Consider the following 20,837-nt stretch of genomic DNA (forward strand, 5'->3'; position numbering starts at 1 on the left):
AATTTTAATGTCAAAATAACATAAGCGGGAATAAATTCATGACACGAGCTTTCATTAAAAAATTAAATTAAAATGACTAAAAAAATTTGCTTTTAAATATTCCGACAATTGTTATTTTTGATTTGATTAAACCTCATCACGATGAACAGGCTCTTACTGCTGCTTGGAGCAGCCCTATTTGCGTTACCGGTAAACGCTCAAAAAAAAACCGAGACCCCTTCTAAAGTTTTACCCTTTGGCAAAATTGAAATTGCCGACCTTGAGATGACCAAATGCGATTTTGAGCCCGATGCCAATGCCGAAGTCCTTTTTAACAAAGGCGATGTTTATTACGATAGTTCGTTTGACATTAGCGGCGAGTATCACAAAAGGATCAAGATTTTTAACGATAATGGTAAAGATGAAGCCAACATCCGTATTGAATATTATGGCGGTAACCGGCTGGAATATATTACCGATGTGCAAGCTGAAACCATTAACCTGGTTAACGGAAAGCCCGAAATAACCAAACTGGATAAAAAACTTATCTATACCCAAACCATTGATAAGGTACGCAATGCCATTGTATTTTCAATGCCCAATGTTAAAGCGGGGTCGGTAATTGAATACAAGTATAAATATCATACTGTTTCGATAAGCAATTTCCCGTCGTGGGATTTTCAGCAAAAAATACCGGTGCGGTACAGCGAGTTGGATACATCTATTCCCGATCTTTTGTATTTCCGCACGGTGAACCACGTTTGGATGCCTTATTCAAAAGCAACCCATGATTCAGAAGCCCGCACCATGCCCGGCACAAATCCTTTATCATATAATGATGAAAAAGATTTTAGGGTTATGGAAAACATCCCTTCGCTGCATGATGAGCCTTACATGCGCTCTTATACAGACAATATCATGTCGTTACAGTTTAACCTTACTTCTGTAAAATCAAGTTATGGTTTTTATAAATCATATTCAGATACCTGGGCTAAGGTGGGCGGCATTATTGCTGATGATGACGATTTTGGCGGCCAGTTAAAACGCAAGTTAAAAGATGAAGAGCCTATTATCACCAAAGCCAAAACCTTTAAAACTGATGATGAAAAAATAGCTTACGTTTTTAACCAGGTAAAAAACCTCATGAAATGGGATGGTGTTGACCGCTGGTATACCAATGATGGTACTTACCGGGCATGGGAAAAGAAAACCGGCAACTCGGCCGAGGTTAATATTATTTTATACCACCTGCTTAAACAATCGGGCATTAAGGAAATCTACCCTATGATCGTGAGCACCCGCGAACACGGAAAAGTGAACCGCTTCAATACTTCGCTTTCGCAGTTTAACCGTGCAGTGGTTTACATTCCTGTTGATAGCACAAAAGAGTATATACTTGATGCTACAAACAAATACAATTTATATAATGAAACACCCGATATATTACTGAATTCATCGGGTTTGTATATTGATAAGCAGGCCAACACTTATGATATGCTTTATATTACAAAAGAAAGCCCGGCCAGGCAGGTGGTTATGATCAATGCCGACATTAAGGCGGACAGCAAAATGACCGGAACTGCAGATATCAGCAGCTTCAGCTACCACAAAATAAGCAGTGTTGAACGTTATAAAACCGATGGTGAAAAAAAATATATCGACTATATAAAGGCCAACGACAACAACCTTAAAATATCATCATTAAAAATGAGGGATATGGAGTCAGATACCCTGCCACTGGTACAAAATATAGCTTTTGACCTGGAGCTCACCGGTTCCGACGGAACATATATTTATTTTAACCCCAACCTTTTTACCCCCATACGTACCAACCCGTTCCTAAGCGAAAAGCGCGCTACTGATATTGACTTTGGGCACCGTAACAGGTATGAGATAAACGGCACCTACAAAATTCCGGCAGGTTATAAAATTGATGCACTGCCTAAAAGCATCCGCATGGTTATGCCCGATCAAAGCATAAGCCTTAAACGTTTTATTGCCGAACAGGACGGAATGATTGTAGTGCGATATGTTATATCATACGAAAAGGCTTTTTACGAAAAAGAAAGTTATCCTGAGCTGAGAGAGTTCTACAAACAAATGCAGGATATGCTTACTGAGCAGATAGTACTTAAAAAAGCCTGATCGATAACATGAGCACTATATACTTTTACAGGCTGCTAACTATTGCAGGCATTGTCATTTTATCAATCAAGAGCTATGGACAGGATAAAAATCTCCCGAAAGAATTTTATATAGCATCAACCATCCCCGATTCATTAAAGGGAGAAGCAAATTCGGTTGTGCGGTATTCTTCAGACGAGGTTACCGTAAAAGCAGCTGGTAAAATGACGCTAAAGCATCACGCCATCATTACTGTTTTAAATGAAAAAGGTGATGCCGCTGCTCAACTTGGCCTGGGTTACGATAAAAAATTCAGCAGTGTTGATAACGTGCAAATGCTGGTTTACAACGCTGATGGAACAATGATAAAAAAATATCACAAGAGCGATTTTTATGATTACGCCGCTACCGATGGGATCTCGATTGTAACGGACGACCGGATGCTGGCCATGAAACATCCGATATCTGCATATCCAACTACTATTGAGGTAATTTTTGAGGAGGACATGAACAGCTATCTCGATTTGGGCGAATGGGAAATTCAACGGCCCGAGCGGGCAGTCCAAAACGCGGAGTATACTGTCCTGGTCAATCCTTCGGTAGGCTTCAGGTACATGAATAAGAATACCACCATCAAGCCCGAAAAAACACCCGCCGGAGAGTTTGAAAAGTACACCTGGCATGTAAAAAATTTAAAAGCTATAAAGCCCGAAGACGACGCCGAATCATGGCAGGTTATGCCGCGGATCATGTTTGCAGCAAACTCATTCCAGTTTGGTGGTATTCCCGGCGATATCAGCACCTGGCAAAATTTTGGTAAATGGCTGCAGGCCCTCAATGCAGACGTATGCTCGCTTAGTCCGGAGCGGATAGCCGAGGTTAAAAAAATGACGGCCGACTTTAAAACAGGCAAAGAAAAAGCCCGGTTTTTATACCAATACATGCAGCAAAACATGCGTTATGTAAGTATCCAGCTCGGCATTGGGGGTTTAAAGCCATTCCCGGCTACATTTGTCGACCAGAAAAAGTATGGCGATTGCAAGGCCTTATCAAACTACATGTATGCCTTATTAAAGGCAGCTGATATTCCATCGTATTATGCCATAATAAACGCAGGCTCAAACGAAGAGCCCGCTGATCCTGCATTTCCAAGCGATCCCTTTAATCACATTATTTTATGTGTACCTTTTAAAGGTGATACTACCTGGCTTGAGTGTACCAATATGCAAAAGCCTTTTGGCAAGCTCGGGCCGTTTACCGAAAACAGGTACGCCCTGCTGGTAACTGAAGATGGAGGCAAACTGGTTAAAACGCCGCGCAGTACAGATATTGATAACCAATTTAATAGCGAAGCACATGTGGTACTTGACGCGGATGGCGGCGCAAAGGCAACACTTAAAATTTTAAGCACAGGTGAATACCGCGATGATTACCTGGGTATAGCCGCCTTAAAAACCGACGAGCAAAAACAAGTACTGATTAAGATGCTGAACATGAAGCAGCCATCACTTTTTGAGTTCAAGCCATCAACAGATAAAGACGGCATAAAAGAACTGGACATTGAGCTGGAGTACGATAAATTTTGCGATGTATCGGCGGGCAACAAGCAGTTTTACAAACCCCGTGTTTTTGATCTGTGGAAAACAACCGTACCCATACTTGAAAAACGAAAAAGCGATTTCTTCTTTGAAATCCCCATGTTAAAAACATGCGTTACTACTATCGATCTGCCTGCCGGCTTTGAAATTGACGCCCTGCCAACCGATCAAAGCCTTAAATTTACTTACGGTACTTATGATGTTAAGTATGTTTATGATGCAGCTAAAAATCAAGTAGTAAGCACAACCAAATTCAATTTAAAAAACCATGTTATCCCCGCCGCCAAATATACCGAATTGCAGGTTTATCTGGATGCTATAGCCAAAGCCCAAAATAAAAAGCTGGTGATCCGCCGTAAAGCATAAATTTGCGCCTGATGATATTCAGGCTCGACGAACGTTTAATATTCCCAAAGCCCGATCTGGCCGAACCAGACGGGCTTTTGGCTGTTGGCGGTGATCTGAGCACAGACCGTTTGTTGCTGGCCTATCAAAACGGCATTTTCCCCTGGTATAGTGATGATACGCCAATCCTGTGGTATTCGCCGCACGAGCGGTTTGTTTTATTTCCTGATGAGTTGAAAGTATCCAAATCCATGCGGCAGGTATTACGTTCCGGCAAACTGAAGGTTACTGTTGATACCTGCTTTAACGATGTCATAACAGCCTGTTCAACCGCTCCGCGTGAAGGGCAGGATGGCACCTGGATTGTGCCCGATATGATAACTGCATACAATCGCCTGCATTTGGAAGGCTATGCCCACTCTGTTGAGGTGTGGCAGGATGACAAGCTGGTCGGTGGCCTTTACGGTGTACACGTAGGAGATGTTTTTTGTGGTGAGAGTATGTTTAGCCGCGTCAGCAACGCTTCAAAAACAGCGCTCATCTATCTTTGCAATACAGGGATTTACAAGCTTATCGATTGCCAGGTACATACGGGTCATCTCGAATCGCTTGGAGCAAGGATGATAAGCCGGGAGCAATATATGGATGTATTGCTAAATAATTTAGTTTGATTAATTACCTTTGGGCCATATGCAGCAGGCGATAAATTTAAAGGAAAGGATTATTTTGGGTATCGACCCCGGCACAGCCGTTATGGGTTACGGACTGCTAAAGGAAACCGGCCCTAAAATTGAGCTGCTTGCTATGGGCGTAGTAAAAATGCCCGTTACCGACGATCATATGCTTAAGCTGCAGCGCATCTTCGAAAAAACCGTTGCCCTTATTGATAACTATCACCCCGATTGCCTGGCTATTGAAGCTCCTTTTTACGGGAAAAATATACAGGTGATGCTGAAACTCGGTCGCGCACAGGGGATGGCCATAGCCGCCGCATTATCGCGCAATGTAGACATCACCGAATATGCCCCCCGTAAAATAAAACAATCCATAACGGGCAATGGTAATGCAACCAAGGAGCAGGTAGCCGCCATGCTGCAAAGCCTGTTAAAATTTAAAGAAACCCCCGATTTTTTGGATGCTACCGATGGTTTGGCTGTAGCTGTTTGTCATTCATTTCAGCGGCTCCCCACAAGTTCGGGTTCTGGAAAATCGGGCTCTAAAAAATCATATTCAGGTTGGGATACTTTTGTGAAAGACAATGCCAAGCGGATTGTGAAGTGAGACCATCTGATTTTTCCACCTTATTATTCCAAATAAAAAGCAGAAGACTTAAGAAGTTTTGAAAACTTCGTAAGTCTGAATTATAACGAACATTTGTCATGCTGAGTGTTTAAACCCGTGGACTCTGAAGGTGACAAAAGACGGCCTGTCAGTCTGAGTAGGGGTTTATTTGTTCACAAATGATCGCATTGCAGATGACATTTTTTTGCGCCTGATAATCAGCATGTTGCAAACTTGTCAATGGCAGCCTGTCGAAGACTCGCGCGCAGAGGCCTGCCCCCTATGCTTCGACGGGCTACCCATGACAAGATAAAAAATGTGTTTTTGATCAGCTTCGGGTGAAAACGAGCAGAACGATGCTGGGCGGTGCGGCTGCAGGGGGCATAGCAAGTTTTTGCAGAAGCGGAGGCATTGCGTGCGAATCGGGGCAAAATAATTGCAGCCCGTGGTTCTGTTCGTTTTGCAGGGTGAAGGCCGCGCCGATGGCTATGGGGCCAGGTTGTGCGCAAAGAAGCCTCTCTGCTGCAAGCCTTTTTGGTTACTTTTGTGGCGACAAAAGTAACTGGCCCCGCGCGGCCAAGAGCGCGACGATGTAAGTCAAATACTAATGAAGCCCGTTACCAGCCTGTCGGGGGTTGCTTCATTCCTTACAGCAATAATGTGACGCAAATGTCATTTTACCTTCAGAGGCCCCCGGATTTAAACACTCAGCATGACCCATTTTTTATTTTTGTCATGGGTAACTTGTTTCAGCACCCCACTCGCTAAGCAGCCATGCTAAGCAAAGCGACTACCTGTCCTGTGGGATGCCGAAATAAATTCGGCATGACGATGGAGCATGTTATTTCTCCTTCAGAGACCCGTATTTTAACTCCTACCCATGACGCAGTGGAGACGCGCCTTTACGGCTTCACCACACTCTTCACATACTTATCCACACGCCCGTCTTTAATCACCCCTTTCCAGTTTAAGCCGAAGCCGAAATCATACTTATTGCCCTGCTCATCAACATAGCACTTCATATCGTGTGGCATATCCTCAAACTGAGCTTCAACGGCTTTCATATCAACCGGCATTTGCAGCGGCAATAATGCAGATGGCTCGGCTTTACCGGTCATGATATCAAGAGAAGCCTGGCCTTGCACGCCGAAATCAACAATGATAGCATTGGCATCCTTTTCAAATTCGGCAAATACCATCGGATTGCTCATATTAACAGATACAATAACCGGCTTCCCTTTCATTTTGGCATAAGTATCGGTAACCATAGCCAAATCGGTAACATTAATAGCAGTGCTTGATTTGCCCTTGTAAGTACGATTGGTAAATTTTTCCAGCGGATCTCCGCCTGCTATACTGGTTGCGCGGGCATCGGTAGCAGTATAGGCACCGTATTGTAGGTTAACCGGTACATAACCCGTTCCGCCGCTTTTGGCATCGGCGCTGTTATAACCGCCACCGCTGTTAGGGCTGGCTATGAATACCAGGGCATAATCGGCCTCCTCAGGGTTATCGGTTACTTTAAAATACTTTTTAACAGTTTCCATATTTACAGGATATTCCAATTTTTCAGGTGTCTCCATTCCCAAAAAATTCCTGCCTGCCGGAGTAAATTTTTTAGGTACATATACCGTTTTGCCGCTTTGCAAAGGCAAAATGTTAGCCTTGTTTTTCAGCATTACTATGGATTTAAGCTGGGCCTGGTAACCTGCATCCATAAACTCAGGCTTGCCAACAACTTGTTTGGAAACTTCAGGTTCCAGGTAAGGGTTTTCAAACAAGCCAGTCCTGAAAATATTGCGCAATAACCTCACTGCCGATTGCTCAAACCTTGCCCGCATAAACGCTTCGCCATGTTCTTTTATGCCTATCTGGTATGCTTCAACAACCGGGGCAACCTCGTTATTGCCGCCAAACTGATCAACACCCGCCATCAGCACCTTGTAATGGCGCTGCGCTATAGAAAGGCCTTCTACGCCCCATGATTTGCCCGAAAGGAAGGAATCAACCGTAGTTTCATCGCCGGTAACCAGCCAGTCGGTACAAACTACGCCATCGTATTTGTATTTTTTACGGAGGAGGTCGTTAATAATGTAAGAGTTATAGTTGTTGGCCACGTTTTCGTGGTTTTTGATATCCTGGTTGTATGAGATGGTGTAATAAGGCATCACGGCCGCAGCCATGCCTGTTTTACCTTGCAGCTTAAACGCGCCCTCGGTAAAAGGGATCAAATGCTGCTTAAAATTATTGCCCGGATAAACCGCATACTTGCCATAAGCATAATGCGCATCCCTGCCACCCTCTCCTGCTCCACCCCCGGGCCAGTGTTTAACCATAGCGTTCACGCTGTTATAACCCCAGCCATTTTTAATTTCCTTTTCGGCAGCTGAGGTCTGGAAGCCATCGATATACGCACGGGCCATATCGGCAGCTAATTGAGGGTCTTCGCCAAAAGTACCGCTCACACGCGCCCATCGCGGATCGGTAGCGATATCTACCTGCGGCGAAAGCGCCGTTGAAATACCCAAAGCCCGATATTCCTGCGCAGCTATATGCCCAAAGTTTTTCACCACTTCAGGATCAAAGGTAGCAGCCAGCCCAAGCGATCCCGGCCACATGGAAATAGCCCCTCCAGCCCCGGCATTGTATTCGGCTGTTGCCACGGTGCCATGGCGGGGATCGGAACTGTTATTATTTGGGATGCCTAAACCCAGGCCTTCCACAAAAGCCTGCGCGTTATTATTCCATTGCGCGGCTATTTCAGGACTTTGTACTGATGTTACCAGCACATGCCTTACATTATCCTTAGCCAAAAACTGCTTCTGCTGATCAGACAGGTCTGATGGCTTGGCTCCGCTTTCTGCAAAAACCTTATTGTTATAAGTTCCCGCAAACGGACCGCCTGCTGCCGCTGGAATAGGCTGGTGACGGCTGTACAACATCAGCCCGGCAATTTGCTCAACGCTCATTTTTGAGGCAAGATCTTTAGCCCGCTCATCAACCGGCAGGCGCCAGTCTTCGTACTTATCCAGTTTGCCATTCTTGTTCAGGTCTTTAAAAGCGAAGCCATCGACAGTTAATATTTTCACGCCAGATGTACTGGAATATCCCAGGTTTTGCCCTCCGGTATTAGTGATAAAAGCAATATCACCCGCTTTTCTTTCTGTCCATTTGTTTTGCGCTATAACAGCGGTTGCCGGCAGCAGGGCCAGCAGGGTTATCAGTTTAATTGGTTTGGCCATAATCATTCATGATTCCGGTTAAAGAAAAAAGCCCCTGCAAAAAATATTGCAGAGGCCGGGGTTGGTTTTACTTTAGTTTTAGTTCGTTTATGGTTTGTTGAGGCAGCAGCGCCTTGTTTACTTTTTCAACAGTGATATCTTTGGCGAGGCTGAAAGATGCCGTTTCCTCTATTTTGCGCGATGATGAACCTATTTTCACTTTATAGTCTCCTTCATCAGCTATCCAGGCCTGCCTGTCGGTATAAAACGAAGCCAGGTCGGCCGCTTTGATAGTAAGCGTTAAGGTTTGAGATTGGCCCGGTGCCAGCAGTCTGGTTTTACCAAAAGCCTTCAGTTCATCTTCCGGTTTATCCAGGTCCTTTTTAGGAGCCGCGAGATATAGCTGAACCACCTCTTTACCTGCTACATCGCCGGTATTTTTAACAGTAACCGAGGCAGTGATCATGTTTTTGAAAACCTTCGAACTTAATTTCAGATTGCTGAATTTAAAGTTGGTGTATGACAATCCGTAGCCAAACTCATAGGCCGGGGTAACTTTAGCGGCATCGTAATAACGGTATCCCACGTAAATACCTTCCTCATAGATAACCTGTGTTGGTTTACCTTCGGGCGTACCGGGGAAGTTATTAGCCGATGGCACATCTTTATAGTCGGCAGGGAAAGTAGTTGCCAGTTTGCCCGATGGGTTTACTTTACCGCTTAACACATCGGCAATGGCGTTACCGGCTTCCAGGCCTGGCTGCCAGGCTAATAAAATCCCGTCAACCTTATCGCGCCAGGCGGTAACATCAACAACACCACCTACGTTAAGTACAACTATTACCTTTTTACCTTTAGCATGAAACGCGCTGGCAACACCATTGATCAATCCTTTTTCGGCATCGTTTAAATAATAATCGCTTTCCAATTTTCGGTCAGCACCTTCACCTGCGTTACGGCCTATCGTAATCAGCGCTTCATCAGCACCGTTAGCTTCTTCGCCTACGATAGCGTTTACATCCATTTCGGGGATTGGTGCGGGATGGTCAAAAAAGTTTTTAGGTTTTGGCTGTTTGGCCTTCATATCTGTGAGGTACGCTTTATAATTATTGGAAAGCGTTTCCTGCAGCTTAAAATTGGCATTGGCCAAACCTTGCATCAATGAAATAGTATATGCTTTGTTTACATCGCCACTGCCGGTACCGCCTGCAATAATATCATATGAGGTATTGCCGAAAACAGCAATCCTTTTACCTGTACCAAATGGCAGCGCATGGTCATCATTTTTTAAAAGCACCATACCCTGCGCGGCTGCCTCACGGGCTACAGCAGCATGACCGGCCAGATCAGGGGCATCAGAATATTTATATTTTTTAAACGTAGGCGATTGAACTATCACATTCAGGATGCGCTCAACGTTGGCATCAAGTTGCTGAGCGCTAAGCTTCCCGCTTTTTACAGCAGCCACTATGTCATCGGATTGGGTTGGGTTACCCGGCATCAGCAGGTCGTTGCCTGCTTTCATCTGTGCTACGGCATCTTTACCGCCAAACCAATCGGTCATGACAAAACCTTTAAAGCCCCACTCCTTTTTAAGGATTGTAGTGAGCAGGTCGCGCCTTTCGGATGTAAAAGTGCCGTTCAGTTTGTTATATGACGACATCACTGTCCAGGGTTGTGCTTTTTTTACCGCAATCTCAAAACCGCGCAGGTACAACTCACGCATGGCACGCTCGCTTACTATGGTGTTGATGGAGTTACGGTTGGTTTCCTGGTTATTGGCAGCGTAATGTTTAATAGAAGTACCTACCCCGTTTGATTCGATACCGTTAACAATGGCCGCGGTCATACTGCCGGCCACTAAAGGATCTTCAGAATAATATTCAAAATTACGGCCGCCCAGCGGGTTGCGGTGAATGTTGAGGCCCGGCGCCAGCAAAATATCCACACCGTATTCGCGCACTTCGTTACCAAAGGCAACGCCTACTTTATTTACCAGTTGGGTATCCCAGGTTGAGGCCAGCAGGGTGGCAACCGGGAACGCCGTAGCATAATAGGTTTTTGATTTATCGCCATTGCGGATAGGCTCGATCCTCAGCCCTGCCGGACCATCAGATACCGTGATAGACGGGATACCTAAACGTGGAATAGCATGCGTGCGACCGGCAGCTCCGGGTACTTTTTCGGGGATATTATAAGCATCCGGATCAGACGGAGGCAATTTAAAACCGCCTATATCAATTGCCTCAGGTTTTTTGCCCTTTACCGGCGGCGGTACGCCCGGCATCTTAAAACCCATTCCCACAACAAGCTTCGATTTTTCTTCGAGTGTCATGGCAGCAACAATCTGCTTTACGTTTGTTGCGCTTAATTGTGGGGCAGGGCTTTTGCTTTGGGCTTGTACTGCCTGGTGAATACCACCGGCAAATAAAACGCATGCTAAAGCAACGTGTAGTTTGTAGCTCGTTCTCATTTTTTTTAATTAAATAGGTTAAAGGGGCTAATTGGCGGTAATAACAGCAAGGAAAATATACTCTTTGTGTCATTATTACACAATAGTAAAAATTAAGTTTTACAATAGCAAGTTTTATCGATGAATAGATGAAGAATACGCATGGGAAGGAAGGAATGAGACGATAAAATGGGATAATGATAAATTTTTAAACTACCTGTTATTCTGAACGATAACGAAGAATATTTTCAAGATACAGAGCCGCTATACAGGGTGAAGAAGGATACTTCGTTCCTACCCATGACATGTTAAAAAAGGCGTTCTTCGTCAGCAGGTAAGCTTCGGGCGAAAACGGGCGGAAGATGCAGGGAATGTGCAACTGCAGGGGCATAACAAGTTTCACAGAGTGCTCGTCATATTATGGTAACTAAATGTGCAATGTAGTAATCGGTATCAGTCATTAAGTGATACCGCATTGTTAATAGGGGTTTACGTTTTTTAAATTATAAAGCTGTTAGGCTTCCTTGGTTAGGCGGTCAACTTCCTTTAAAATTGAGGGCAGCCTATATTCTCCATGCATATTATGGATTAAGGACGCTGCTGCCGCGAGATCAATGCCGATTGACGAAACAAACAAATGCTTTTCACTCTTACCCCGTTGGATCTCAATGACCTTATCTTCGGTATTTTTAAACAATGATTTTGCGACACCTATCACAGCTACCTTATGATCGATGCTTTCCCACAATCTGCCTCCTAAGCCAAAATCGCCATTATTATTAATGAAAACATTTCCGTCAATGATAATGGCATCGAGCTTTCCTAATTCAACTTTCTCTAAAAGTTTAAGAATACAAGGCAATTCACGCTTATAAAATTCGCCAGGAACATACTCGTCAACACCATTAATGTTGGTTGTAATATATTGGACCGCCTTGGCCGCTTTAGGTTCGAAAAAAGCACCAACCACCTTTGCTAATGCACCTTTATAGTGAACATCTATGGCCAAAATCATAGGTTGAATAATTTCTGTGTTAAAGTTTCTGGTTACTATCAATAAATGGTGCAATTACCATTTGATAAAATCCGGTATCAGCTGTCTCCGCGGATAAATAAAAAAGGCCGAAAACCGTGTATCTTCTTATGGTTCTGCATCCCAGTTATGTTGATAGACAAGGTTTCCACTTGTATCCCATTCGCGTTGCATTCCGTAAAGTTTATTAAATCTTTGAAAGTATTCCCTTTCTTTCTGGCCATTTGCAAAATAGGTCCGCCTTACACCGTCTCTGTGTCCGTTTTTAAATTCCTCTTCATAAATGAGCACTGCATTGTTATTATATTCCACAATTGTCCCTGTGAAAGGGAGCCCCAGATAAAACAAAATCTCTCCGCCGCCGCTATCAAAACCTTCATTTTGTAAATCGTCATATTCTACTCTTAACGCCATAGTTTTTAACTTAAAAAAATCAGCCAGGAGATTTGATCATATTTTCGCCGACGGTTCAATAAAATACCAGTCAGAACTAAGGCTTGGATGATCTCACGGTTCCGGGCCCCAGTCATATTGATTAATTAGATTTCCGTTTATATCCCATTCCCGATAAAGACCATAAGGGTTATTGAATCGAATAAAACCTTCCAGTTGTTTCTGACCATTGGGAAAGAATGAGCGTTCGACGCCATCCCTGTGACCATTCTTGAATTCCTCTTCGCGGATCAACGTTCCATCGCTGGCGAGCTCCAGCACCATTCCTGTAAAAGCTTTTCCCTTATAGTGCAAGATTTCACCACCGCCGCTGTCAAAACCAGCTGTTTGCAAATCGTCATATGCTACTCTTAATTCCATTATCAAAACGAGTTACCGCTACTTAAAAATCTCTTTATACGGCTGTTTATCAAAGCAGTCAATGGTGATTTAACAGCATTAATCCAGTTATCTCTATTATAAAGATCTCCGTCAAGGAATGCTTCGTAAAGAGTAGGATCATCTTTTCCTTCGTCCAAGTATACAAAAAGGAATTGATCACCGGCGTTGCATACATCAATTACGTAAAATGGTCTCGAAATAGTCCTATTGCGCCCGAGAAATGTCAAATATTCCCTCGAAGTTAGTTGCATTTCATCCTGACTATCGTTTAATCCGTAATCAAGAACGTAACAATATCCGCCTGCTAAGAACAAAAGCTCGCGAAGCGCTGCGGGAAACTGATTTCCTCCGTTATATGAATTTTCCAACGCGATATTTCTTCTATTGAAATACCACGTGCAATCTTTCTTATACCAGAATTCACTGCTGTTGCCGAGCGATTATCGTTCAGCAATGTCATATATTTTATTTCCATAACCTATTTTAGCTTTTTACATTAACCATGGCTGTCACACCGGGACCTCAGTAATTTTATTAAAATCTGCTTCCCATCTTTGAGTGCAAAATCCATCAATGCGAGTAAATATCTTTGACAATTGGTACAACACTATAAAACTGCTGTTATTTAAATAGCAAATTTATCTCCGAATCTACACTATGCAACAGAGTAGGTAAATCAAATACTTTTCGACCGAAACATTCCACTCTCATTTCTGACGCGAGTATGCAGGGTAAGAATATTAGATCCTTCGTTCCTAAATGACGCTTGTTTAACACTCAGCGAAGTCTCCCCTACGCCAACACCTCTTCCAATACATCGGCCGATTTGATATTGCCAAAGCCCTCGATATGCATAGCGTAATATTCCAGCAGCTTTTGCACCAAGTAGCGACGTTCATCATTGCTTAGTTTAAGCAGGTGCATATCTTCAAAACTGGTTTGCAATACTAATCGAAAATTATCGGTATGCGGAGGTGAAAGGTATGAAATGCTTTCGGGCTTATAGCGGGTAAACTGTCCGTTTTTTATATCGAAATAATCAGCTTCACCCGCCATGTAACGGTCGGGGTAAAAGCCAAGATAACGGGTAAGCCGGGTTAAAAATATCAAATGAAAGTTGGCCACGCTTTCAGTTTGGTGATCGAGCCATTCAATAGCGCTGAAAATAAAGTCGAACAGGTTCTCATCCGGCGATTGCTGCTTTATCGCTTTGTACAACACTTCGTTCAAAAATATGGCTATACAGCTCTTAATCACATCGTAAGGGATACTGAGCAATACCGGCGCATTCTTTAATTCGGAAATGCGCTGCACGCTGCCTGTATTTTTGTGATAAACCACCAGATCTAACAAATGCAGGGGTTGCAGCATGTTCCTGCCTATCTTAGCCTTGGGCTTTTTAGCACTATTAATGATGTACGATTGCAGACCAAATTTCTCGGTAAAGATTTGTACGATCACACTGCTTTCGCCGTAATCAGTAGCCCTGAATATAATACCCCGGGTTTTATGCAGCATGCCTTATCAATAAAATGATTTTCGGTAAAAAAATAACTATCCCGGTTATCAGCGCGAACAATGCAGCCACAACAACAGCGCCGGCAGCTATATCTTTTACGTGCCCCGCTTTTTCGTTATAAGTAGGCGAAACCAGGTCGGTCAGTGTTTCGAGCGAAGTATTGAGTAATTCGGTGATAAGCACTACGGCAATGCAGGCCAAGAGCCAAAGCCACTCGGCAGTTGAGATCTGAAAAAGTAAGCCCAGGATTACTGCAATCGTTCCGGCCACCAAATGAAACCTGAAGTTAGGCTGGGTTTTAGCAGCATACCCCAAACCCTTAAACGCAAAACCAAAACTGCGTACCAACCTTTTCATGTTCAAAAATACAAAGTTTAGGCACAAATGCGGATAGCGCATTTACAGCGCTCCTGCCATAGGTAACGGCATCAATAGCAAAGGGCATAATACAAGTGTTCAACTTTTAAAAAAACCGGTGTTCAACTTTTTCTTTTACCAAAACACAAAAACCTGATTATCAACACTAAGTTGTTCAAATACTCAAAAACAGTCAATCTAACAAAACATAACTCACTGATTATCAAAGCCAATATTTTATAAAACAACGGCAAGTGTTCAGCCCTAAAAAAGTTGAACACTAAACGCTGCAAATAAATCAACTAATGGCATATAACCCGTTACCCGTTAACTCATTGTCACATTATCACTATCATTAATAGGCAGATAACGCATTTTTTGTAGTTTTGCGCCTCTCTCTTATATATTGTTAATAATGTTCTGGAAACATATAGCTTCTGCAATTCTTAAAAACAGGCTGATAATTTTTATTTGCGTTTTAGCGCTGAGTGCCTTTATGGGCTACGAGGCGTCGAAAGTAAAAATCACCTTCAATGGCGGCAAAGTGCTTCCGGTTACTGATTCGGCGTTTATCCGCTACGCCGAGTTTAAGAAAACCTTCGGGCAGGACGCTTCATCAATGGTTATTGGCATTAAATCGCCCAATATTTTTGATAAAGATGTTTTTAACGACTGGTACCAGATTGGCGAACAGTTAAAGAAAATAAAAGGGATCAAAGCTGTGATCTCGGCGGCTAATATCTACAACCTGCAAAAGGACACCCTGCAGCATAAATTTGTATTGAAGCCTTTAGTTTCCGGTCCGCTGCAAACCGCCGAGGCTGTCGACAGCGTAAAACAACAGCTTGCTTCCATGCCTTTTTACAAAGGGCTGGTAATAAGCAACGACGGCCAAAGCACCCTCATGGCTATTACTTTTGATGACAAGATCATTAACACGCCATTCCGCGTACCTATTATTAAAAAGATCAACCAGCTTGGGCAGGCATTTGAAAACAAGCACAATATCAAAGTACATTATTCGGGTTTACCGCTTATCCGCACCGTAGTAGGCGACCTGGTAGCTCATGAATTTTCATTATTCCTAAGCCTGTCGGTTGTTATTACTGCGCTGATCCTGTTACTGTTTTTCCGTTCGGTATTCCCGGTTATTTTTCCGGTGCTGATCGTGATATTGGGTGTAATATTCAGCCTCGGCGTATTGCAAATGATGCACTACGAAATGACACTTTTAACCGGTATCATCCCTCCGCTTATTGTGGTTATCGGTATCCCTAACTGTGTATTTATCCTCAATAAGTATTTTCATGAGTACGGCATCAGCGGCAATAAAATGGCTGCTTTGGAGGTTGCCGTTGAGCGAGCAGGTATCACCACCTTTATAGCCAACGTTACTACGGCTATTGGCTTTGGTGTGTTATGCTTTACCAATAGCGAATTGCTTACCCAATTTGGTTTGATAGCCTCAATTGGTATCATGGGAACTTTTGCCTTGAGCCTTATTTTGGTTCCTATTATATTCAGTTTTCTGCCTGCACCAAAAGCAAGCCAAACCGGGATTAAAGACAGTAAATTGATGGATGGGCTGCTGGCCAGTTTAGATAAGCTGGTGCATACCAAACGTAAAACCATTTATTTAACCACCGCAGTATTGGTCATCATTGCCATTGTTGGTATGGTTAGGATTAATATCAATGGATATGTGGTTGACGACCTGCCCCAAAGCAATAACACCCTGCACGATCTTAAATTTTTCGAATCGAATTTTAACGGGGTGCTTCCTTTAGAGGTTAGTATCGATACCAAACACAAAAACGGCGTAATGAACTTAGCCACTATCCGCAAGGTAGAGAAACTGGAAAAACTGATTTCCTCCTACCCTGAATTCAGCCGTTCGGTATCATTGATCCAGGTATTGAAATTCAGCACACAGGCGTTTTATGGGGGCAGGCCTGAGTATTACCGCCTGCCCGACGGATTGGAGCAAAATTTTATCCTCAACTATGCGGGCAACTCAGGCAAAGGTACAAGCGGTTTGCTAAAAACCTATCTCGACAGCACCCACCGCGTTACCCGTGTTACCTTTGAAATGGTTGATGCCGGTTCAAAAAAAATGAATACCGTACTGGCCGAATTGCAACCACGCATCGATTCTATTTTCAATCCGAAGAAGTTTCATGTTGAATTAACCGGCTCGAGCATAATATTTATAAAGGGTACTAACTATCTGTTGAAAAACCTATATGAAAGCCTGGCCTGGGCTATTGTACTTATCGCGGGCGTAATGTGGATCCTTTTCCGGGGTATAAGAATGATTGCCATATCGCTGGTGCCTAACCTTATTCCTCTTATTATCACGGCAGGTATTATGGGCTTTTTTGGCATCCCTCTTAAGCCGTCAACCATATTGATTTTCAGTATTGCCATGGGCATCTCGTCCGACCAGACCATTTATTTCATAACCCGTTACCGTCATGAATTACGCCGCAGCAAAAAGAGCATCTCGCAAATAGTCTCAGATACCATCCGTGAAACCGGGGTCAGCATGATCTTCATTGCTACGGTGCTGTTTTTTGGGTTCGGTATTTTCGCGATATCAAATTTTGGCGGCACCGTTGCCCTGGGCGTACTATTATCTATAACCCTGCTGGTGGCTATGATCAGTAACCTTACGTTGCTTCCTGCGTTTTTGTTATCACTTGAAGGTGGTGTTGATCGTAACAAGATCAAGGGGCCGGATATTGATGAATAGAATTAGAAATTAATTTTTCTGTCTGCCATCCTGGTTCAGGCGAGTTCTTTGTACATTTATATTATGCCGAAAGAAGAGGTTACCGATCTGCTTTTCTTTTTGAGAACCTTCCCATCCGAAGTGCGGGAACGTGCCTTATGGCTGCGCGATTTTATATGGGATCTGTACCCTCAGGCCAATGAACTTATTTATGACAATTATAATGCTTTGGCCGTGGGCTGGTCGCCTACCGAAAAAATGAGCCATATCTTTTGCTCGTTTGCCCTGTACCGTGGGGGTAATTACAATACCCATTTCGGCTTTTACTGGGGCTCCGAACTTTCCGATCCGCACAAAATACTTATTGGCGAAGGCAAGCAGTACCGCTATTTGCTGGTGAACGATATTGAAGCTTTTCCGCAGCGGGAAATAAGAAAGTTGGTAGAAGAAGCCTGGCAAAATTCACTGGCAAAAGTTAAAGATGCCAAACAACTAACACAGGGTAAAACCCTTGTAAAAATGATATCTGATAATAAGCGCGAGAAGAAACTTAAAGTCCCTAAGAAGTGACCCGCTTAAAGTTTACAAATCTGTCAAGGCTTTTACAGGCTACAACGTTCCTGGCTTTTGTTTTATAATATAGATGTTTTCCAGCACGTTTCCGCTCAAGACTTGCGCTAAAGTTGGGGGAACACACAAGACGCCAGGAAACAAGAGGTAGGAATACATCATATATCGTCAAGTTGTAGAATCCAGACTTACGAAGTTTCAGAAACTTCGTAAGTCTTCACAAGTCAAATTTTCCAACTCACAATAATGACGATTTAGTCATGGACAAGCCTTATAACTTCTTGATCTCAATATTCCTGTACCACACATCAGCGCCATGATCCTGCAATACGATGTGGCCGGTTTTAAAGGTGCCGAAATCGGGCCATTCTTTAAACTTACTACCCGCTACCAGTTTTTTCCAGTTATCATCCCATAGCGTAGTTGACAATACATGCTCGCCATTGATAGTAAAATCAAGCTTGCTGTTGTTACAAACTATCTCTACCTGGTTCCATTCGCCGGCTGGTTTAACTACTTCTTTTGATATGGAGATCAGATCGTACAGGTCGCCCGCACGGTGTTTGATGAGTTTGCCGTCTTCATTTTCTTTGTTATCAACTACCTGGCATTCGGGGCCGGTAAAATAGCTGTATTTATATTTAGTGGTATCTTCCTTAACATGAAACAGGATCCCGCTGTTACCGCCTTTGGAAATTTTCCACTCCAGCTTCAGGTCAAAATTTTCATATTCACCATTGCTAACCATGTCGCCGCCGTTTTTGCTTTGCCAGTCGCCTTTTTGCGATGCGTCAAGATGCAGTACACCATCTTCTGCTTTCCAGGCCAAACCCGGTGCCGGTTTACCATACGCATGCCAGCCGTCGGTAGTTTTACCATCAAATAATGGCTCAAATCCAGTAGCTGTGACCGCCGTTTTTTTGTTGGTATCGGCAACAACGGAGCTGTCATTATTATAGTTTTTTGGGGTGGATGAATGGCAGCCGCTTATGGCGATGGCTGTTAATGCTATTAAAAATACCTTGTTCATTGGTGTTATGTTTAATTAGTAAGTTTTAAAGATTTCCCTTTTTAAATTCGCCCACCGCATAAGTAGCAGCACGGGCCGTTAAAGCCATATACAAAATTGAAGGACTTTGGTTTCCGGTAGTCGCCATACAAGCGCCATCGGTCACAAACACGTTTTTGCACAAGTGGAGTTGGTTCCATTGGTTAAGCAGCGATGTCTTTGGATCTTTCCCCATACGCACCCCTCCCATTTCATGGATATCGAGGCCCGGTGCTTGTTTGTTTTCATGCTTTTGGATATTAGTGCAGCCTGCTTTTTCAAACATGGCAGCAGTCTGGGTTAAAAAGTCTTGTATCATCCGTTCATCATTCTCATCGTACTCAACCGAGGTAATCAGCAGCGGAATACCCCATTGGTCTTTTTTATCCGGACTCAAGCGTACATGATTGCTGACCTTGGGTATGGTTTCGCCCTGCAGGTACATATACGCACTCCATCCACCAGGTTCAGTAAGCGAATCTTTGTAAGCGCCGCCAACCTCGCCTTCGCCAGTTTCTTTTGGTCCCCGGTTACGGTATGCACCCATAAACGTGGTGAAGCCACCTTTATAATCGGTTTCCTGTTTGTGCAGGTTACGATAATTGGCCAGGATCAGCTCGGTTGGGTTACGGCCAAAATAATATCGATCTAAAAAACCATCCATATCTGCCGTTACCGATGCCCGGTAATTTTGAAAAGCGATGTATTTACCCAGTAGGCCATTATCATTGCCAAGCCCGTTCGGGAACCTTTCTGATTTTGAATTGAGCAGGATGAGGTTAGTATTCAATGCCGAAGCATTCATGAAAATGATCCGGGCCTTATACACGAACTCCGCTTTGGTATTGGTATCGATAACTTTTACCCCAGTAGCTTTGCCAAGCTTTTCGTCATAAATAATTGAATGCACTACCGAAAAGGGACGTATAGTGAGGTTACCCGTTTTTTTGGCCCAGGGCAGCGTTGAACTTACCGAACTAAAATAACCACCGAAGGGGCAGCCGCGCATACACAGGTTGCGCGCCATACATTTAACCCGGCCCTGATCTATATGAATTTGCTCCGGTTTTGTGATGTGCGCCCAGCGGGCATGTACCAGGTGCCTGTCGGGATAGTTTTCTTTTATTTTATTGCTGATATGTTCCTGCACCGCGTTCATATCAAAGGGAGGCAAAAACTCCCCGTCGGGCATAGCCTCAATGCCGTCTTTATTACCGCAAACGCCTATGAATTTTTCTACATGTGAGTACCATGGCGCTACATCATCGTAACCAATAGGCCATTCAATGCCGTAACCAAAACGGGCCGGGTTTTCAAACTCAAACTTGCTCCATCGCTGGCAAGCCCTCCCCCAGGTAAGCGACTTACCACCAACCTGATAACCTCGGATCCAGTCGAACGGTTTTTCCTGTATGTAAGGATGATCTTTATCCTTCACAAAAAAATGGGCATCGTCCTCACCATAACCGGCAGCACGGCTTATCAACGGATTTTCGTCGAGGAAAGCTTTCGTCATAGCCCCGCGATGTTTAAACTCCCAGGGATCCATCGTTGCTGTTGGATAATCCTTGATATGCTGCACATCCCGGCCCCGTTCAAGTACAAGGGTTTTTAAGCCCTGCTCGCAAAGCTCCTTCGCTGCCCATCCACCGCTAATGCCTGAGCCTATCACTATAGCATCATAGGTAAACTGATCTTTAGCATTTTGGGGTTCTTGAGGCATAGTTACAATTGGTTATGATTAA

The 20,837-nt window shown here is 43.7% G+C and carries 15 protein-coding genes; 6 read left to right on the plus strand and 9 right to left on the minus strand.

From position 1 onward, the window contains the following. Window positions 1-141 precede the first annotated feature (141 nt). Genes DIU38_RS24800 through ruvC form a run of 4 tightly spaced genes read left to right on the plus strand, consistent with a single transcriptional unit; the run spans window position 142 to window position 5,327 of the window. Window positions 142-2,124, plus strand: coding sequence for a DUF3857 domain-containing protein (locus DIU38_RS24800; protein ID WP_112657041.1), 1,983 nt, complete (start codon window positions 142-144; stop codon window positions 2,122-2,124). 8 nt (window positions 2,125-2,132) lie between these two features. Next, complete coding sequence (locus DIU38_RS24805; protein ID WP_112657039.1) at window positions 2,133-4,067, plus strand: DUF3857 domain-containing protein; 1,935 nt, start codon at window positions 2,133-2,135, stop codon at window positions 4,065-4,067. A gap of 11 nt (window positions 4,068-4,078) precedes the next feature. Beyond that, a complete protein-coding gene (gene aat / locus DIU38_RS24810) occupies window positions 4,079-4,717 on the plus strand; it encodes a leucyl/phenylalanyl-tRNA--protein transferase (protein WP_112657037.1) in 639 nt (212 codons plus the stop codon). A gap of 19 nt (window positions 4,718-4,736) precedes the next feature. Next, on the plus strand, window positions 4,737-5,327 hold the full coding sequence (ruvC, locus tag DIU38_RS24815; RefSeq protein WP_112657035.1) for a crossover junction endodeoxyribonuclease RuvC: 591 nt from the start codon (window positions 4,737-4,739) through the stop codon (window positions 5,325-5,327). A 902-nt stretch (window positions 5,328-6,229) separates the two neighbouring features. Here ruvC and DIU38_RS24820 read toward each other — a convergent pair. From DIU38_RS24820 to DIU38_RS24850, 7 genes are all read right to left on the minus strand, one after another. After that, entirely contained in the window at window positions 6,230-8,569 is a 2,340-nt protein-coding gene (locus DIU38_RS24820; RefSeq protein WP_112657059.1) for a glycoside hydrolase family 3 protein, read from the minus strand. A gap of 67 nt (window positions 8,570-8,636) precedes the next feature. Then, window positions 8,637-11,021, minus strand: coding sequence for a glycoside hydrolase family 3 C-terminal domain-containing protein (locus DIU38_RS24825; protein ID WP_112657033.1), 2,385 nt, complete (start codon window positions 11,019-11,021; stop codon window positions 8,637-8,639). 493 nt (window positions 11,022-11,514) lie between these two features. Beyond that, complete coding sequence (locus DIU38_RS24830) at window positions 11,515-12,015, minus strand: endonuclease V (RefSeq protein ID WP_112657031.1); 501 nt, start codon at window positions 12,013-12,015, stop codon at window positions 11,515-11,517. A gap of 126 nt (window positions 12,016-12,141) precedes the next feature. Next, window positions 12,142-12,447 carry a toxin-antitoxin system YwqK family antitoxin gene (locus DIU38_RS24835; protein ID WP_112657029.1) on the minus strand — a complete coding sequence of 102 codons (306 nt, stop codon included), beginning with the start codon at window positions 12,445-12,447 and terminating at the stop codon, window positions 12,142-12,144. Window positions 12,448-12,540: 93 nt separating this feature from the next. Beyond that, window positions 12,541-12,846, minus strand: a complete 306-nt coding sequence (locus tag DIU38_RS24840; protein WP_112657027.1) for a toxin-antitoxin system YwqK family antitoxin — start codon at window positions 12,844-12,846, stop codon at window positions 12,541-12,543. An 813-nt stretch (window positions 12,847-13,659) separates the two neighbouring features. Then, complete coding sequence (gene recO / locus DIU38_RS24845; protein ID WP_112657023.1) at window positions 13,660-14,385, minus strand: DNA repair protein RecO; 726 nt, start codon at window positions 14,383-14,385, stop codon at window positions 13,660-13,662. Next, window positions 14,375-14,743, minus strand: a complete 369-nt coding sequence (locus tag DIU38_RS24850) for a diacylglycerol kinase family protein (protein WP_112657021.1) — start codon at window positions 14,741-14,743, stop codon at window positions 14,375-14,377. Before DIU38_RS24850 ends, recO begins: the two co-directional genes overlap by 11 nt. Before the next feature lie 415 nt (window positions 14,744-15,158). On the opposite strand from DIU38_RS24850, the gene DIU38_RS24855 reads away from it, so the two are divergent. Both DIU38_RS24855 and DIU38_RS24860 read left to right on the plus strand, forming a co-directional pair. Beyond that, window positions 15,159-17,495, plus strand: coding sequence for an efflux RND transporter permease subunit (locus DIU38_RS24855; RefSeq protein ID WP_112657019.1), 2,337 nt, complete (start codon window positions 15,159-15,161; stop codon window positions 17,493-17,495). Window positions 17,496-17,558: 63 nt separating this feature from the next. Continuing rightward, the gene (locus DIU38_RS24860; RefSeq protein WP_112657017.1) at window positions 17,559-18,044 is read left to right on the plus strand and encodes a hypothetical protein; all 486 of its coding nucleotides are present in this window, start codon (window positions 17,559-17,561) and stop codon (window positions 18,042-18,044) included. Between the two features lie 271 nt (window positions 18,045-18,315). Here the strand turns inward: DIU38_RS24860 and DIU38_RS24865 are convergent, their stop codons facing one another. Together DIU38_RS24865 and DIU38_RS24870 are read right to left on the minus strand one after the other, a co-directional pair. Continuing rightward, entirely contained in the window at window positions 18,316-19,074 is a 759-nt protein-coding gene (locus DIU38_RS24865) for a 3-keto-disaccharide hydrolase (RefSeq protein ID WP_112657015.1), read from the minus strand. 25 nt (window positions 19,075-19,099) lie between these two features. After that, a complete protein-coding gene (locus tag DIU38_RS24870; protein ID WP_112657013.1) occupies window positions 19,100-20,815 on the minus strand; it encodes a GMC oxidoreductase in 1,716 nt (571 codons plus the stop codon). Between the last annotated feature and the right edge of the window lie 22 nt (window positions 20,816-20,837).

It is taken from the genome of Mucilaginibacter metallidurans (assembly GCF_003286435.2).
GTDB classification, from domain to species: Bacteria; Bacteroidota; Bacteroidia; order Sphingobacteriales; family Sphingobacteriaceae; genus Mucilaginibacter; species Mucilaginibacter gossypii.

What these genes read in the sequence shown, in the direction of transcription:
- DIU38_RS24800 (WP_112657041.1), top strand. Translation starts at nt 142, where the DNA reads ATGAACAGGCTCTTACTGCTGCTTGGAGCAGCCCTATTTGCGTTACCG.
- DIU38_RS24805 (WP_112657039.1), top strand. Translation starts at nt 2,133, where the DNA reads ATGAGCACTATATACTTTTACAGGCTGCTAACTATTGCAGGCATTGTC.
- aat (WP_112657037.1), top strand. Translation starts at nt 4,079, where the DNA reads ATGATATTCAGGCTCGACGAACGTTTAATATTCCCAAAGCCCGATCTG.
- ruvC (WP_112657035.1), top strand. Translation starts at nt 4,737, where the DNA reads ATGCAGCAGGCGATAAATTTAAAGGAAAGGATTATTTTGGGTATCGAC.
- DIU38_RS24820 (WP_112657059.1), bottom strand. Translation starts at nt 8,569, where the DNA reads ATGGCCAAACCAATTAAACTGATAACCCTGCTGGCCCTGCTGCCGGCA.
- DIU38_RS24825 (WP_112657033.1), bottom strand. Translation starts at nt 11,021, where the DNA reads ATGAGAACGAGCTACAAACTACACGTTGCTTTAGCATGCGTTTTATTT.
- DIU38_RS24830 (WP_112657031.1), bottom strand. Translation starts at nt 12,015, where the DNA reads ATGATTTTGGCCATAGATGTTCACTATAAAGGTGCATTAGCAAAGGTG.
- DIU38_RS24835 (WP_112657029.1), bottom strand. Translation starts at nt 12,447, where the DNA reads ATGGCGTTAAGAGTAGAATATGACGATTTACAAAATGAAGGTTTTGAT.
- DIU38_RS24840 (WP_112657027.1), bottom strand. Translation starts at nt 12,846, where the DNA reads ATGGAATTAAGAGTAGCATATGACGATTTGCAAACAGCTGGTTTTGAC.
- recO (WP_112657023.1), bottom strand. Translation starts at nt 14,385, where the DNA reads ATGCTGCATAAAACCCGGGGTATTATATTCAGGGCTACTGATTACGGC.
- DIU38_RS24850 (WP_112657021.1), bottom strand. Translation starts at nt 14,743, where the DNA reads ATGAAAAGGTTGGTACGCAGTTTTGGTTTTGCGTTTAAGGGTTTGGGG.
- DIU38_RS24855 (WP_112657019.1), top strand. Translation starts at nt 15,159, where the DNA reads ATGTTCTGGAAACATATAGCTTCTGCAATTCTTAAAAACAGGCTGATA.
- DIU38_RS24860 (WP_112657017.1), top strand. Translation starts at nt 17,559, where the DNA reads ATGCCGAAAGAAGAGGTTACCGATCTGCTTTTCTTTTTGAGAACCTTC.
- DIU38_RS24865 (WP_112657015.1), bottom strand. Translation starts at nt 19,074, where the DNA reads ATGAACAAGGTATTTTTAATAGCATTAACAGCCATCGCCATAAGCGGC.
- DIU38_RS24870 (WP_112657013.1), bottom strand. Translation starts at nt 20,815, where the DNA reads ATGCCTCAAGAACCCCAAAATGCTAAAGATCAGTTTACCTATGATGCT.